The following is a 15,743-nucleotide window of genomic DNA, read 5'->3' as shown; positions in this document are numbered from 1 at the left end:
CCTATTCAATATATTTATTCCAAAGTGTATTGTTAATTTTGTCTAACAGTTTCTTATGTTCATCAATTTCTTCACTATTTGGTGAATGTTCTCTGGGAGTTAGATTACGCACTTTATGCTGAACGAATGTAGAGTTACTGTCCTGATTGCATTGATTATCAAACAGAAAGGTTTGTAACCCTCCTGTAAGTTCAACATATACCTTTGCAAGCAATTGAGCATCAACTAGTGCTCCGTGCAATTCTCTATTCTCTAGCGATATATCAAAACGCTTACATAATGCATTCAAAGAAGCAGGTGATCCTGCGAATTTTTTCCTCGCAAGAGGTAATGTATCTAGCACTCTATCTGAGGAAATTAACCCAGCATTCAGCTTGCTTAGCTCCATGTTAAGGAACTTAACATCGAATTCAGCGTTGTGAATTACCAAAATATCATTAGATATAAAGTCAAGAAATTCAAGTGCAACATTTGAAAATAATGGTTTATCTTCTAAAAATTCTTCACTAATACCGTGAATCTTAAACGAGTGATAAGGTATATCTCTTTCTGGGTTAAGGTACCGATGGAATACTTTACCTGTTGGAATGCGGTTAATTAATTCCACACACCCTATTTCAATAATTCGATGACCAGATTCAGTGTCAAGACCTGTCGTTTCAGTGTCAAGTACTATTTCGCGTAGCTTGCTTTCCATTTCAAAAACTCATCTTACTTGTCATTTGTCTTATCGTTACTTGTCTTTTTATAGTGAATAGAAACAAGCAACCAGCTTGGGTCTGATGAATTAACATTTTTTTTGAATTGCCATACATCCTCAACTTTATTAATGGTGGATGTACTACCTGATATGATATCCCCTTTATTATTCTTAACGAAGTTAATTTGCTCTGAAAGGAAATATACTGCAATAAACACTGCGTTTTTTACTAGCTTTATTTCTAAAATCTTTTGTGAAACAATAGAAACAATTATAGACTCGTGCACCTCTTTACGATGTTTAATCTTCTCTGCAAAATTATCATATAAGTCTTTATCGAGAAGTGGTTTTAACTGAGACAAATTTCCTTGATTGAAACATTTTATTATTAATTCAAAAGCTATGCTTGAACCTTCTATAAAGTGGGAAATAGAAAAATCTTTGTTTTTTTTTAATATTTGTTTATAAGTAAATTTTATTGAATTTTCATCATTGCTATCAATGTAACCCTCAATGTTTTCTACTACATCTTCTCTACTTCGGCTTACATCCAATACATTAGTTAGCTTTTTTAGGTTGAGGTTGGCTGACCTTCCTAAAGAATTATACAAACGTGAAAAAATGAACGCCGCTAATAAAGCATATATTACAAGCTCTATCATAGTAACTCAACTCCTTGGCATATAAAGTATCCGAACATTATTAATTATTAATGAAAATATGTTTTTCATATCAACTTATAATCAGGTTTGCTATTCGTTTGTAAATGAATATATTATATAAGAAAGTATTAAATATCTCAACTTAATTAAAGGAGACGTAAGAAATGCCACAACAAAAAATGAGAATTCACGGTCAATATGTTAAAGATCTATCATTTGAGAATCCGAATTCGCCATTCCTTTCTTCTAGTAAAGCTCCAGATATTAATGTAATGGTTAATATCAATTCAGCAAAATTAGAAGGGACGAAAAACAAAGAAGAAGTGAATGAAGAAAAATCTTTTCATGAAATTACTTTGCATATAGAAGTCAAAGCAACGGTAAAAGATGAAGGCATAAAAGATGGTGTAGCTTTCATTTGTGAGACGAAATATTGTGGCATTTTTTCAATAGAAAATTTAAAAGAGTTGAGTGAGGAAGAGGTAAGACAAGCTTTGTTTATTGGCGGACCTACTTTTCTTTTCCCTTTTGCAAGAGAAATAATTGCAAGAGTTACAAGTAGTGGTGGATTTCCCCCACTGATGCTAGATCCTATAGATTTTGAAACTATGTATGAGCAGCAAGGTCAACAACAAAAAAGTAACGGTAGTAATTCCAATTTTAACTAATATAGTGTGATAGGATGAACAATTCTTTAAACGCAAAAACGACTTTAAACATTGACGGGAAGTCATACAACTATTTTAGCCTAAGTAGTGCTAGTGAATTTTTAGGGACAGATGTAACTAAATTGCCCTGCTCACTTAAGGTGCTGCTTGAAAATTTATTGCGTAATGAAGATGGAGTAAACGTAAAGCTGGATGACATAAGAGTACTAGCAGACTGCGTTAATAAACACACTAATCACGAAATTAGCTATAAACCAGCAAGGGTGTTGATGCAAGATTTTACAGGGGTTCCTGCTGTTGTTGATTTAGCTTCAATGCGGAGTTATGTCAAGAAAAATGGAGGAAGCCCGAGCAACATAAATCCTTCTGTACCGGTTGATCTTGTGATTGACCATTCTGTTCAAGTAGATAGTTATGGAAGTGTTTCCGCATTCAGTAAGAATGTTGAGTTAGAAGTAAAAAGAAATTTGGAGAGATATCAATTTTTAAAGTGGGGAGAATCGTCCTTCACAAATTTTAGAGTAGTGCCGCCTGGCACAGGGATTTGCCACCAAGTGAATCTTGAATATTTAGCGCAAGTTGTGTGTAATAATGATGGAGTCATATATCCTGATACTTTAGTTGGTACTGACAGCCATACTACAATGATTAACGGGTTATCAGTCCTTGGTTGGGGTGTTGGAGGCATAGAAGCTGAGTCTGTGATGCTTGGTCAACCAATTAGTATGGTGATTCCAGAAGTAGTTGGATTTAAATTAATTGGCAGATTGTCGGAAGGAGTAACTGCGACCGATTTAGTGCTGACGGTTACCAATATCCTAAGAACAAAAGGCGTTGTTGGTAAGTTTGTAGAATTTTATGGTGATGGTTTAGATTATTTATCTTTGGCAGATAGAGCCACTATAGCAAACATGGCCCCGGAGTATGGCGCAACTTGTGGATTTTTTCCAATTGATCAAAAAACGCTAGATTATTTAAGCTTAACCGGAAGGCCAGAAAAGCTGATTAAGCTAGTTGAGGCTTATGCGAAAGAGCAAGGACTGTGGCGTAGCAATAATGAGTTAGCATTTTTTGACACACTAGAACTTGATTTATCAAGCGTGAAGCCAGTAATGGCTGGTCCCAAAAGACCACAAGATAAAGTTTTTCTTTCACAAGTGGCAGAGTCTTTTTCTAAATCATTTTCAGTTAATGAGTCAAAGGAAAACGATAAACTCCAAGATGGAAGTGTAGTTATTGCAGCAATAACAAGCTGCACTAATACCTCAAATCCAAGTGTGATGATTGCTGCAGGTCTTGTAGCTCGTAATGCAATTAAACTTGGATTAAAATCAAAGCCTTGGGTTAAAACTTCTCTTGCTCCAGGGTCACAAGTTGTAACAGAATATTTAGAAAAGTCTGGATTGCAGGTAGATCTAAATGCTCTGGGCTTTAATTTAGTTGGATATGGTTGCACAACTTGCATTGGGAATTCTGGTCCACTTAATAAAGATATAGAAGATGGCATTAAAAACAAAAACTTAACCGTTGCTGCAGTTTTATCTGGTAATCGTAACTTTGAAGGAAGAATTCATCCGTTAGTCAAAGCTAATTACTTGGCATCTCCGCCACTTGTTGTTGCATATGCACTTGCTGGTACTGTGCAAATTGATCTGACAAAAGATTCAATATGCAAAGATAAGAATGGAAATGATGTCTATCTCAAAGATATATGGCCAACAAACAATGAAATCGAAGATTGTGTTAAAAGTGTGGTAACACGTGAGATGTTCATACAAAAGTATAAGGATGTTTTTTCTGGTGATGAACATTGGCGAAAGATAAAGTGTGAAAAAAGTGAAATCTATAATTGGGATGCAAATAGCACTTACATACAAAATCCGCCCTATTTTGATAATTTATCACCTAAAAATAATAAAATCGATATAAAAGGTGCACAAATATTGGCAATGTTTGGCGATAGCGTAACCACTGACCACATTTCCCCTGCTGGAAATATTGCCTCAAGTAGTCCTGCAGGTATATATTTAAAAAATCTTGGAATTGAGCCACAGGACTTTAATTCGTATGGGTCTCGTCGTGGTAACCACAATGTAATGATGCGTGGGACTTTTGCTAACATTAGAATAAAAAATGAAATGGTAAGCATCGAAGGCGGCTATACAAAATATATTCCTTCTCAAGAAACTATGTCGATTTTTGATGCAGCAATGCGCTACAAGGAAGCTCTCATCATTGTGGCAGGAAAGGAGTATGGCACAGGTTCAAGTAGGGATTGGGCAGCAAAGGGTACTTTATTGTTGGGGGTTAAAGTTGTCATTGCAGAAAGCTTTGAGCGTATACATAGGTCCAACTTGGTCGGCATGGGTGTTCTTCCACTTATATTCCAAAATGGAATAACCAGAAAGATATTTGATGGTAGCGAGGTAATAAGCATAAAAGGTGAAATAGTGCCAGGTGGAAATCTAGAATGCATCATCAAAAGAAAGGATAATTCAAAGCAATCAATTCAACTCAAATGCTGTGTACAAACCGCAACTGAGACTAAATACTTGATGTGTGGTGGAGTGTTGAGCTACATACTTGCACAATCTTTTTGATTTAGTGAAGTTATTGCATGGACTTCTTTTAGCCAGCCCTGATCCTTTGTAAATAGCAATTTGCTCTGCGCAAAGTTATGATATAATTTCACCATACATATGGTGTCGGAGTATTTTTTGGAGATAATTATATATGATAAGCTCTATACAAGAACCTAACGAATTGAGAAAACGTTTACAAGGATTTTATCGTACTGATGAAAAGAGTTATATACGTTATCTTGTAGAAAAAGCAGAGCTTTCGGCTGATTCAAAAAATAGAATTTATAATATTGCAAAACAAGTTATTGAAAAAATCAAACACAATAAATTAAGTATTGTAGATTCCTTTATGCAGCAATACTTGCTTTCCAATGATGAAGGAATAGCATTGATGTGCCTTGCTGAATCGCTACTTAGAATACCAGATGATTATACAATAGACGAGCTAATCAAAGATAAAATTGCCAATCAAGAATGGAGTAAATATTTAGGATATTCTTCTTCATTGTTCGTCAATGCTTCCACGTGGAGTTTAATGATAGGTAGCAGTATATTGAGAGACAATGAAGGCGATTCGAAGTTCTATTACGCAATTTCTAAGTTACTTAAGAATTTAGGAGAACCGATCATTCGCAAAGCAGTAAAACAAGCAATGTCTATGCTTGGTAATCATTTTGTTGTTGGAGAAACCATAGAAGAAGCTTTAAGGTACGCAAAACTAGATGACAATAGTAAGTTTTTATACTCTTTTGATATGCTTGGTGAAGCTGCTCACACAGCTGAGGATGCAGAAGAGTATTTTAATTCATATATGCATTCAATAAAAGCTATAGGTGAATCCACTGAAATAAATGATTGTTTTAAATCCCATGGAATTTCAATCAAACTTTCTGCTTTACACCCATGTTATGAATTCAGCCAATTTGACCGAATTGCTGGTGAGATATTCACTAAGGTTTTAGAGCTCTGCCGCGAGGCAAAAAAATACAACATTTCATTATGCATAGATGCAGAAGAATCAGAAAGGCTTGAAATTTCCTTAATCTTGTTTGAACAATTACGGCTTGATGAATCACTTTCTGAGTGGGAAGGGCTTGGCTTGGCTGTGCAAGCATATCAAAAGAGCGCTTTATCTGTTCTTGACTTTGTTGAAGATGTTGCTATCCGATCAAAGCACAAAATTATGTTGAGGCTTGTAAAAGGTGCATATTGGGATTCAGAAATCAAGCGTACGCAAGAATTGGGATTAAATGATTACTCAGTATTTACAAGAAAAAGCTATACTGACGTATCTTACCTCGTGTGCGCACAGAAACTTTTGAGTAAACCAAACAGCTTTTACCCATGCTTTGGAACTCATAACGTCTATACTTTTGCTTCTATCATGGAACTTGCTGATAAAAACCACCCTGGATTTGAATTTCAACGCTTACATGGAATGGCAAAAGACTTATATGATTATGCAATGTCAGAGCTTGCAACAAATGTTAGCTGTCGTGTCTACGCACCCGTTGGGGAACATAGTGACTTGTTGCCTTATCTTATAAGACGTCTTCTTGAAAATGGAGCTAATAGTTCGTTTGTTAATCAAATAAGTGATCCTAACGTTAAAATCGATGAGTTAATTTCAGATCCACTGGAAAAAGCTATAAATTTTAATTATGAGCCTCATCCAGGCATTCCATTACCACAAGATATTTTGGGACCAGAAAGAAAAAATTCTTTGGGAATGGATATTAGTGATTCTGTGATAGTCTCACAATTTGCAGATGATATAAAGGGTTTTAGTGAAAAAAAGTGGCAAGTTGGACCAATAATTGATGGAAAAGCACTATTTGATAGTGCTGAATTTATCGAAGTAGTGAATCCTGCACATTTAGAAAATGTAATTGGAGAAGTGTCAAATACAACAAGTGTTCAAGCTTTAAACGCTCTTGAAATAGCACATAATGCTTTTACTGAATGGCAGAATGTTTCAGCAGTAGAGCGCGCTAAATGCCTTGAAAAAGCTGCAGATTTGCTTGAAGAAAGGATGAAAGAGTTGATTTACATTCTGATCGTAGAAGCAGGAAAAATTTTATCTGATGCAATAGCGGAAGTAAGAGAGGCAGTGGATTTCTTACGTTACTACGCAACGATAGCAAAAAATGAACTGAGCGACTGGAGAAAATTGCCAGGGCCAACAGGTGAAGATAACTTCATCTTTTTTGAAGGCAGAGGAGTTTTCTTATGCATATCACCGTGGAATTTTCCGCTCGCTATCTTCATTGGGCAGGTTTCAGCTGCACTTGTAGCAGGTAATGCAGTGCTGGCAAAACCGGCAGAGCAAACGCCGATTATTGCCTATGAAGCTGTTAAGATACTACATGAAGCTGGGATATCAAAAAATGTGTTGCACCTCATTCCTGGGGATGGTGGATATTTAGGCAAAATATTAGTTCCAGACAATAGAATTTCCGGTGTAGCTTTTACTGGTTCAACACAAACCGCTCAAATAATTAATAGAATGCTTGCAAATAGGGATGGTCCTATTGTGCCATTTATTGCTGAAACTGGCGGATTAAATGCTATGATTGTTGATAGCTCTGCTCTCTTAGAGCAAGTGACTACGGATGTTTTGCTTTCTGCGTTTCGCAGCGCTGGTCAACGCTGTTCTGCGCTTAGAGTGCTGTTTATTCAAGAGGACATAGCAGAGAAGCAGATAAAAATGATATGCGGTGCAGCGCAAGAACTCAAGATTGGTGACCCAATACAACTTAGTACTGATATTGGTCCAATAATTGATAAAGCATCTATCGATATGCTCACTCAACATACGCAAAAAATGTCAGAGGATAAAGATTCAAATCTGTTATTTAAAGTACCCATGGATACAAATTCTCATAATGGTTATTTCTTTCCTCCATATATTTATGAGATACAAAAAATTTCGCAATTAAAGCAAGAAGTATTTGGTCCTATTTTACATATCATACGTTTTAACAAGTCACAATTAAATGAAGTTATAAGTGATATAAATAGTACTGGATATGGGCTTACGTTTTCTTTGCAGAGTCGTATACAAAGTCAAATTGACACTATAAGTAAAAAAATATCAGTTGGAAATGTCTACATCAACCGTAACCAGATAGGTGCAGCAGTTGGGATACAACCATTTGGTGGTAGAGGACTATCTGGCACTGGGCCAAAAGCTGGTGGTCCTCATTATTTACAGCGTTTTTCTACAGAAAAAGTTGTAAGTGTTAACACTACAGCATTTGGTGGTAACACTACACTTATGTGTTTGGATTAATTTGCGGGCCCTAATTTTTCTTACCCCTAAACTAGACGTTCGTGCAGTTATGTACACAGCGCTAAAATCCGAAAAGGACCAGCTCATGCACTTAAATAAATCGTATCCGTTCAGCCAATGGCGTCAACTTAAGAACTTTCATTAGCAAACTCTCCTAAAGACATGATGGCGTTTAGGCTTATCTACTTTATTGCGGCTGTCCCGGTCGGATTTTAACTTTAGCGCGTATACTTAAAAAGGGCTTGAAAGTTTTTTGGCGCAATAAGTACCTGATAGAGTTTCTGCCTCATTACACCAAATAAAACTGAAAAATTTAAACGATACTCAGTAATTTGATCTGGGTTCCAAGGCCCTTGTGCATCACACATATGAAGCGATAATATATTGCACATGACCAAGTTTGCCCAAAATTCTTGTAATACAGCCTCTCCAGAAAAATTCTCTAACTCTGCTCCTACTTTGAGTCGTTTATAGCACTCCTCTATGTGCCACCTTAACACATAAGCTTTGCTCCAAAGTCTCGGTCAAACTCTGTTTCTCAGTTGGCTAATGTCAGCACTATAACTCTTACTTTCTGTCCTTTCATTTTATTTTTTAGCTTTTCATTTTCTAATATAAAATCAAAATCTAATTCGCCAGCGTTCCCATAGCTTACTATAATTTCTTTTTTGCAAGCGAAAAATAAAATCTACTTCCAAATCATAATGCTGCTGAATGAATTTTACTGAAGACGATCATAGATAAATAATAATTTCTCTTGATTTAATAAACGCATTTGAGTGATAACTTCGGGTAATTGCTCTGCCGCCAACGTTTGTTCACCTATATTCCAAGCTGCAAGACGAGCACTACAAATTAGCGAAGTACACAAATCAACAAACAAATTGCCAATGGTGCCTGTTGTTCCATTTGGTTCAAACTCGGATACAATTTCCCCAGAGCTGGGTAATCTCATACCAGAACCATCTGCTGCAATAAGTCTATAGCCTCTCCAACTCAGGTTCATCCTGATAGGCTGTTTGGATGCTTAAATTCTTGAAAGCCTGTATGGCAAATCTTATACCTTGCTTTAGAAAAAGCTTGCTTTGAGGGTACATGTCAATGGCTCCATAAGTTCACATTCTATTCCCAAACTTTTTTTAACTAACTTTAAAATCATAGAAAATACTGTCGAAAAAGGAAGTTTTCTTGTTCGTGTAAAACTCAACACAATGGATTTTCTGAAAAGTTTTCGAGTATATTATATTTTTAATTTGTAGAATAAGGTTTTTTCCTTTTTGCATATTTCACCTAAAAAGGACACATTTTAGACTTCTTTGTTGAAATAAAACAGAAACAAAAGTGCTGTCCCTTGCACTCTTTGGATAATTTAATGATAAAAAATTTAGAGAGAAATTTTATACACTATCGCTGATATTTTTCCTTAAGTTGACGCCATTGCCTGAACGGATACAACTTAATTTTAATCTGCAGGAGTCAAGTTGAGAATGTCCAATTTTCCACTTTCTTTATAGCATAACATACTTCAGCGCCTCTTGCTCCTCTTGAAGTCCAATGGGCTCACCACTTATGTGTAAATTAATCGTTAATGTTGTACACGTTCTTTTCTTTTTCTACTCTCTCTTGCTCTTCAATACAATATATAGCAAGCGGATTAGCTTTAAGTCTTTCGACTCCTATTTCTTCTCCTGTTCCATCGCAGTAACCATAAGTGCCTAATTTTATTTTTTCTAACGCCTCCTTAATTTTTTCTTTTCTATCTTTTCGACGCTTGATTAATTCCTCGTTTCCACTATCTTCATCAGAATAGTATGTATCAATACTATTATCTTCTAGTTCTTGTTTCTCTAACTCAGCGAGTATTGATTGTAACTTTAAGCTGAAGTATTCCAGTTGTTTTACGCTCATATATTCTTCATCTTCTGAAGGAGTGTAATCTTCTGGTGACTTTATTTTTGGTAACTTTTCCATAATTGCATTATCAAAAAAATAATAAAACCTATATAATTTATGAACAAAAAATTATACTACCTCAAAGTAAACACTATAATTTATAATAAACATTTAAAAGCCTAGTATGATCGACTCAGTAAAAAAATTAGTAATAGATGATAAGAACTTTACCTATATAGTATGTATTTTTATCATAATGTTAAGTTTATCTTCATTTACACTTAAAAACAACAATAAACAAGAAGTTATGTTAACATTAACATGGATATGTGCTACATTTGTTTTGCAGATTTCTACAAATAATTTGTTTACATCTGATTATCATGATGGAATATTAGAGCAAATCTTTGTACAGCCACTCTCTTCTAGGCTTATAGTTGCTTATAAAATTTTCGCTCACTGGTTATTATTTGGGTTACCGATTTCAGTAATTTCTTCCATATTCAGCTTTGCAATTCTAGGCAATAGTATTGAACACTCAATAGCAGTTGGAGTGTCTTTATTATTTAATACGCTGATAATCACTAATATTTCAGCTACTGGAAATGCATTGATGATTGGTCAAAACAACTTAGCATCAGGAGTATCGCAAATTCTTGTTTTGCCAATGATAATGCCAACCTTTGTGTATTTTAAAATGCTAACTCAATTTGAAAATTTATCCTTGAATATTTATACACTACTAATCACCATCTTAGTTTTTGTTATTTTGATTGTTAACAGCACTGTAACTACTCACATGGCACTAAAATTTGCTGTGGAACAGGATTGAAAAATCCTGTTATTCAGTAGACTTCTTGCATAACCTAGAAAAAAGGCAAATAGTTATTATAGATTTAGGTTTATCGACAATTTGAAAAACCTTCATTTCAGCATCCTTCCCTGTCATCCAAGTAGCCCTTCGTTGTCATCCCAGTGTCAAAAACTGGGATAACAGCTAACCTGACAACCGTCATCCCGCTACTTGTTAGCGGCTAAGAGATACCGTGACGGTATGACGGTTCGCGGTGGCATGACGATAAGCCTCATCATCCCGCTACGTGTTAGCGCCGCGGCGGTATGACGATTCGCAGCGGCATGACGAGAAAGGGGCTACTTGGATGATACCTTTTTTCTACTTAGTTTGGGTTATGCAAGAAGTCTATTCCTTCATAAGGAGAAGTAGTTAAAGGAATTTACTCTATTTCTCCCTCTTTTTTTATTATTTTTAATCTATAGTTAACGTAAAAGAGATATGCAAAAACTCTATTGATCCATAGTCTGCAAATTATTAATAACACTTACTTTAAAGAACCTCACTTTACGCTGATCTTTGAGCGCTCTTCTGTGGTATTTTGTAAGAGTATAACTTGTGAAATCGTCTTCCCTATAGATTAAAGAGTTACACTGCTTTATATGTGATGCTATCCACTCTGCATAGTCCTGATGATCGGTTGCAATGAATATTTCCCCTGTTATAAGTATTTTTTTTGCTAATAAATTTAAAAATTCCGTATTAATTAATCGTCTTTTATTGTGACTTCTTTTTGGCCATGGATCTGGAAAGAGAATAAAGAATCTTTCAACACTGTTATCAGGAAAATTTGCAATCAATTCTCTTGCATCTTCTGTCCACATTAAAATATTTTTTATGTTCTGTATTTCTATGTTTGTCAGCAAGCGAGAAACCCCCTTTAAGTAGGGCTCACATCCTATAAATAATAGATCAGGTTCATTGAGCACCTGGTAAAGCATATTTTCACCGTTGCCAAAGCCTATTTCTACCCATATTCTTTTTTGTGAATTTACAATTTTCTCTATAGATTCCTTGCTGTTTTGAATAGAATATTTTTCCAATATTTCATCAACATCAGGTTTTAGCCTGGACCTTCTGGAGAACGATCTAATCCACTTGCTATTCTTAAATAGCATATTCTTGATACATATATAATTTTCTCACTATATTTTATATAGCTTAAACAATTCTCGAAATGAGTTAATGAAAAATTACTTGTCAATAATTGTTAATATTATATAATATATGAGTTCTAATAAAGTTTAAGTTAAAGGTATGAATAATAATAATCCAGTCGTAAATCTACCGGTTACTATCAGAAAGCTATCATCAAACAAATTTATAGAAGAGATATGTCAAGGCCAATTTGAGGATCAAGATAATACCTTGTTTGAAGATTCTTTTGTTAACAAAATTAAAGAAGGAGATGTGGTAGAAGGTGTAATTACAAGAATAAACCCTAACGACGTTGTGGTTGATATTGGTTTAAAATCTGACGGGAGAATTCTGATCAAGGAACTCGGTTGTAATGATGAGGTCATTATTGGCTCGAAAATCAGAGTTTATGTGGAAAGAATTGAAGATTATCATGGTAATGTTGTTCTTAGTCGTGAAAAAGCAATTAGGGACGAAAAATGGAATAAGTTGGAAGAAGATACAGTTACAAGGGCTGAAGTAAGCGGAGTTATTAAACGCTCAATTAAATGTGGCTTTATTGTTGATCTTGGTGACGGAATAAGCGCTTTTTTACCGCTGAGTCATGTGGATTTGAAGCAAGTAAAAGATGCGAAGCACCTTATTGAAACTGAACAAAAGTTCATCGTGCTTAAAATGGATAAGAAGCAGGGCAATATTGTAGTATCAAGAAAGCTGGTGTTAGAAAAATTGCACGCTGGTGAAAAAATTAAATTTTTAGAATCTTTAAATGAAGGCGATATAATAGAAGGGAAAATAAAAAGTATCACTCATTACGGTGTATTTGTCGGTATTCATGAATCAGATGTAGTGGGAGTTATAGATGGATTGTTACATATTACAGATATCTCTTGGAGTAGGGTAAGTCATCCGTCTGCAGTTTTTACTTGTGGTCAGACTATAAAAGTTAAAATTATAAAAATAGATAAGGAAAATGCTAAAATTTCCTTGGGTGTGAAGCAGCTAGAAGATAGCCCTTGGCAAGATGCAGAGTCAAAATATCCAGTTGATAGTGTGAATAAGGGTTATGTAACAAGCATAGAAGATTATGGATTATTTGTTGAGCTTAGACCTGGAATTGAAGGTTTAGTGCACTCGTCAGAAATAACTTGGGTTAAGAGTAATTTACCAGTTAGTAGTCTCGTAACAATGGGACAAGAAGTATATGTAAAAATTCTCAGTATTGACATTGCTAAGAGTAGGATGAGTTTAAGCATGAAAAGGTGTGTAGACAACCCTTGGCAAGTATTTATCAATAAATATCCTCCTGGTTCTATTGTTTCTGGTGAAGTGAAGAATAATACCGGCTCATATGTATCTGTTGCTTTCGGTGATTCTGAAATAGATGAGAACGTAGAAGGGACAATATATGTGAAAGATTTTAGTTGGTCTAAAAATGGTTCAGATGAGATAAAGAAGTATAATGTAGGTGATAAAATAGAAGCAAAAGTAATAAGGGCTAACGTGAATCGGGCAAGAACTTATCTTGGAATAAAACAAATAGAGTATGATCCTCTTGAAGAACTGATAAAGAAAGTTAAGGTAGGTGATAAAATACAGGTTATTGTAGGTAAGAGAGAAGATAATGGACTAGTCGTTGAAGTTGAGAACGATGTAACCCTTCTAATAGATCAAGAGCATTTACCAGAGAATAAAAAATTCTCTATATCAGAAAAAATAGAAGTTGAAGTATTGGGTGTTGAAGAATATAACATAGCATTATCTGCTAAGTGATAAGGTTTACTTATTTTGGCTTCATATAAATGGCAACAAAGTCTGATATAATAGCGAGGGTAGCAAAAAGACATCCTTTTTTAGATAAGATTGTTATAGCAGCTATAGTTGATAGATTTTTTGGGATACTTTCAAGCACATTGAAACATCATAATAGAGTTGAAATTAGGGGGTTTGGTTCTTTTTCAGTTAGAAGTTATAACTTGAAAGAAACAAGCCATTTAATGTTACAGAAGTTTACAAAGAATCAATACTTTAAAACATATTTTCGTAGCAGTAAAAAATTATCTGATTTGATAAATGAATAAAAATTTATACCATAAATAAGATGAAAGTAGGGGTTTGAGTTTATACTGTACGATAGAAATTTTTAGCACCATATGCAAGTAGTAGAAATAGTTATACGTAATAACACATATAAAATATCTTGCGAAAGTGGGAAGGGGAATCATTTATTACGCCTTGCTAATAGTTTTGACAAGTTAGTTAGTTCTGTATCTCAAAAAACTGGAGGTAAGGGTTCGGATGCATTAAATTTCTTACTTGCAGCACTAATTCTTGAGGATAAAATTTTAGAATTAACAAAGCGATTAGATGAAGTAAATCAAGAGCGCGAAAAGTATAGAAACGAGAAAAGAATAGAATATACTGAGGTACTAGATAAGGTAAATAAGATTATCACTAATCTTGAGTGCATAAAGGATTAGCTTCAATAAAGCAAGCAATTAAATTGACTATCTGACTATTCAAGCCAGGAGGGAGGTTTGTCTTACGAGTTATGTAACAATATAATTCGTAATCATCAAGATCAACTATTTTTTCGTATTCGATTAGTTCGCTTAAGGAAAATTTATCAAGATATTTCAATGCGAAATGCCCTAAAAGTATATCGGTTTCTTTGCAACCCCTATGCCAGCTTCTATATATTAATTTTCTTCTGAGTAGTGAGGTATCTGTCATTACAATTAAACTTTTTTTAATTTAAAAGTTAAACTAAATACTTGTCAAGCGAGGCGCATTTTAATATACTTAACATTTTGTTAAGATCTAAATATACAGGTGGAATTAATTTCTAATCTTATCCATCAATTTAGCGATGGAATATATTATTTTTTATCATTTTCTTTAATAATTTCTGTCATAGTATTCGTGCATGAATATGGGCATTATGTTGTTGCCAAAGCATGCAAAGTTAAAGTTGAATCTTTTTCCATAGGTTTTGGTCCTGAAATTTTTGGTTTTAACGATAAGTCTGGAACTAGATGGAAATTAAGCGCTGTTCCATTGGGTGGTTATGTTAAAATGCTAGGAGATACTAATGCAGCGAGTGTCCCAGCTGATCAACAAGAATTAACGGAAGAAGAAAAATTGTATTCATTTCACACAAAACCGCGTCATAAAAAAGCAGCAGTAGTTTTTGCAGGGCCTTTTGCAAACATGGTATTTGCTGTTATAGCTTTTACAATATTCTTTAGCATAGCAGGTTATTATCGCACTCCACCGGTGATTGAAAATGTAATCGAAGGTAGTGTAGCTAAGCAAGCTGGTTTGTTGCCAGGTGACACTATTACACAAATCAATGAGCATAAAATAAAATACTTTGAAGATATTTCACGTGTGATAATGTCGAATCCTAAAACAAGAATGGAGATTGAGTATAGCAGAAATAATGAGAAGCACAGGACCAGTTTAACTCCATTAATAATCAAGGACAAAGACGTTTTTGGCAACACAATAGAAAGAGAAACTATAGGGATTATTTCAGTCAATACATTAAAGCAGTCGTCTTTTCTTGGGGCTGTGAGCTTATCAGTAAGTGAAACTTACCACACTATGTGCTTAACGATCAAAGCTCTCTTTCACATTATTGTTGGTAAAAGGAGTATCAATGAAATAGGTGGACCAATAAAAATTGCAAAATATTCAGGACAATCAGCTAAAAAGGGATTTATTATGGTTCTATATTTTATGGCAATCATTTCAGCTAATTTAGCTGCAATTAACTTGCTGCCAATACCACTGCTAGATGGTGGGCATTTATTTCATTATATCATAGAAGCGGTTATACGTAGGGATTTAAGCTTGAAATGTCAAAAATATGCAGCTATTTTTGGTGCTTTAGTGTTGTTTTTGCTTATGGCAACTGGAATGTCAAATGATATTAGGGATCTTTTTTGAAATAA

The 15,743-nt window shown here is 34.6% G+C and carries 13 protein-coding genes and 1 pseudogene; 8 read left to right on the top strand and 6 right to left on the bottom strand.

From position 1 onward, the window contains the following. Position 1: 1 nt before the first annotated feature. Entirely contained in the window at positions 2 to 697 is a 696-nt protein-coding gene (gene dnaQ / locus HUB95_RS05670; RefSeq protein WP_015588837.1) for a DNA polymerase III subunit epsilon, read from the bottom strand. Between the two features lie 14 nt (positions 698 to 711). Further along, positions 712 to 1,362 (bottom strand): Tim44/TimA family putative adaptor protein, encoded by a 651-nt coding sequence (locus tag HUB95_RS05665; protein WP_015588838.1) that lies wholly within the window; start codon positions 1,360 to 1,362, stop codon positions 712 to 714. Positions 1,363 to 1,526: 164 nt separating this feature from the next. On the opposite strand from HUB95_RS05665, the gene secB reads away from it, so the two are divergent. From secB to putA, 3 genes are all read left to right on the top strand, one after another. Beyond that, the gene (secB, locus tag HUB95_RS05660; protein WP_006279761.1) at positions 1,527 to 2,030 is read left to right on the top strand and encodes a protein-export chaperone SecB; all 504 of its coding nucleotides are present in this window, start codon (positions 1,527 to 1,529) and stop codon (positions 2,028 to 2,030) included. A gap of 14 nt (positions 2,031 to 2,044) precedes the next feature. Next, complete coding sequence (acnA, locus tag HUB95_RS05655; protein ID WP_141456811.1) at positions 2,045 to 4,630, top strand: aconitate hydratase AcnA; 2,586 nt, start codon at positions 2,045 to 2,047, stop codon at positions 4,628 to 4,630. Positions 4,631 to 4,763: 133 nt separating this feature from the next. Beyond that, on the top strand, positions 4,764 to 7,904 hold the full coding sequence (putA, locus tag HUB95_RS05650; protein WP_209452400.1) for a bifunctional proline dehydrogenase/L-glutamate gamma-semialdehyde dehydrogenase PutA: 3,141 nt from the start codon (positions 4,764 to 4,766) through the stop codon (positions 7,902 to 7,904). A 141-nt stretch (positions 7,905 to 8,045) separates the two neighbouring features. Here the strand turns inward: putA and HUB95_RS05645 are convergent. Beyond that, positions 8,046 to 9,187, bottom strand: a pseudogene (locus tag HUB95_RS05645) (transposase). 295 nt (positions 9,188 to 9,482) lie between these two features. Further along, complete coding sequence (locus HUB95_RS05640) at positions 9,483 to 9,875, bottom strand: TraR/DksA family transcriptional regulator (RefSeq protein WP_010963040.1); 393 nt, start codon at positions 9,873 to 9,875, stop codon at positions 9,483 to 9,485. Between the two features lie 106 nt (positions 9,876 to 9,981). Here HUB95_RS05640 and HUB95_RS05635 point away from each other — a divergent pair, with 106 nt between their 5' ends. Beyond that, positions 9,982 to 10,629: a heme exporter protein CcmB gene (locus tag HUB95_RS05635; protein WP_015589376.1), complete on the top strand. Its 648-nt coding sequence runs from the start codon at positions 9,982 to 9,984 to the stop codon at positions 10,627 to 10,629. A gap of 473 nt (positions 10,630 to 11,102) precedes the next feature. On the opposite strand, the gene trmB is transcribed toward HUB95_RS05635, so the two are convergent. Next, on the bottom strand, positions 11,103 to 11,768 hold the full coding sequence (gene trmB / locus HUB95_RS05630; protein ID WP_012673367.1) for a tRNA (guanosine(46)-N7)-methyltransferase TrmB: 666 nt from the start codon (positions 11,766 to 11,768) through the stop codon (positions 11,103 to 11,105). Between the two features lie 139 nt (positions 11,769 to 11,907). On the opposite strand from trmB, the gene HUB95_RS05625 reads away from it, so the two are divergent. From HUB95_RS05625 to HUB95_RS05615, 3 genes are all read left to right on the top strand, one after another. Beyond that, positions 11,908 to 13,560 (top strand): 30S ribosomal protein S1, encoded by a 1,653-nt coding sequence (locus tag HUB95_RS05625; RefSeq protein WP_209452399.1) that lies wholly within the window; start codon positions 11,908 to 11,910, stop codon positions 13,558 to 13,560. A 29-nt stretch (positions 13,561 to 13,589) separates the two neighbouring features. Then, complete coding sequence (locus HUB95_RS05620; RefSeq protein WP_010963035.1) at positions 13,590 to 13,868, top strand: HU family DNA-binding protein; 279 nt, start codon at positions 13,590 to 13,592, stop codon at positions 13,866 to 13,868. A gap of 72 nt (positions 13,869 to 13,940) precedes the next feature. Then, positions 13,941 to 14,267, top strand: a complete 327-nt coding sequence (locus HUB95_RS05615) for a cell division protein ZapA (RefSeq protein ID WP_010082086.1) — start codon at positions 13,941 to 13,943, stop codon at positions 14,265 to 14,267. Here HUB95_RS05615 and HUB95_RS05610 read toward each other — a convergent pair. Continuing rightward, complete coding sequence (locus HUB95_RS05610) at positions 14,242 to 14,520, bottom strand: FAD assembly factor SdhE (RefSeq protein WP_006279484.1); 279 nt, start codon at positions 14,518 to 14,520, stop codon at positions 14,242 to 14,244. The genes HUB95_RS05615 and HUB95_RS05610 overlap by 26 nt on opposite strands. A 99-nt stretch (positions 14,521 to 14,619) precedes the next feature. Here HUB95_RS05610 and rseP point away from each other — a divergent pair, with 99 nt between their 5' ends. Then, a complete protein-coding gene (gene rseP / locus HUB95_RS05605; RefSeq protein ID WP_197907272.1) occupies positions 14,620 to 15,738 on the top strand; it encodes an RIP metalloprotease RseP in 1,119 nt (372 codons plus the stop codon). Positions 15,739 to 15,743: the final 5 nt, after the last annotated feature.

This window comes from Wolbachia endosymbiont of Ceratosolen solmsi (assembly GCF_017869155.1).
GTDB lineage: Bacteria > Pseudomonadota > Alphaproteobacteria > Rickettsiales > Anaplasmataceae > Wolbachia > Wolbachia pipientis.
This window is presented reverse-complemented; position numbering and strand designations above follow the sequence as displayed.

Excerpts from the sequence above, each read along its gene's own strand:
- HUB95_RS05665 (WP_015588838.1), bottom strand. The coding sequence starts at position 1,362 with ATGATAGAGCTTGTAATATATGCTTTATTAGCGGCGTTCATTTTTTCA.
- HUB95_RS05610 (WP_006279484.1), bottom strand. The coding sequence starts at position 14,520 with ATGACAGATACCTCACTACTCAGAAGAAAATTAATATATAGAAGCTGG.
- dnaQ (WP_015588837.1), bottom strand. The coding sequence starts at position 697 with ATGGAAAGCAAGCTACGCGAAATAGTACTTGACACTGAAACGACAGGT.
- acnA (WP_141456811.1), top strand. The coding sequence starts at position 2,045 with ATGAACAATTCTTTAAACGCAAAAACGACTTTAAACATTGACGGGAAG.
- HUB95_RS05625 (WP_209452399.1), top strand. The coding sequence starts at position 11,908 with ATGAATAATAATAATCCAGTCGTAAATCTACCGGTTACTATCAGAAAG.
- putA (WP_209452400.1), top strand. The coding sequence starts at position 4,764 with ATGATAAGCTCTATACAAGAACCTAACGAATTGAGAAAACGTTTACAA.
- HUB95_RS05635 (WP_015589376.1), top strand. The coding sequence starts at position 9,982 with ATGATCGACTCAGTAAAAAAATTAGTAATAGATGATAAGAACTTTACC.
- HUB95_RS05640 (WP_010963040.1), bottom strand. The coding sequence starts at position 9,875 with ATGGAAAAGTTACCAAAAATAAAGTCACCAGAAGATTACACTCCTTCA.
- HUB95_RS05620 (WP_010963035.1), top strand. The coding sequence starts at position 13,590 with ATGGCAACAAAGTCTGATATAATAGCGAGGGTAGCAAAAAGACATCCT.
- HUB95_RS05615 (WP_010082086.1), top strand. The coding sequence starts at position 13,941 with ATGCAAGTAGTAGAAATAGTTATACGTAATAACACATATAAAATATCT.
- trmB (WP_012673367.1), bottom strand. The coding sequence starts at position 11,768 with ATGCTATTTAAGAATAGCAAGTGGATTAGATCGTTCTCCAGAAGGTCC.
- secB (WP_006279761.1), top strand. The coding sequence starts at position 1,527 with ATGCCACAACAAAAAATGAGAATTCACGGTCAATATGTTAAAGATCTA.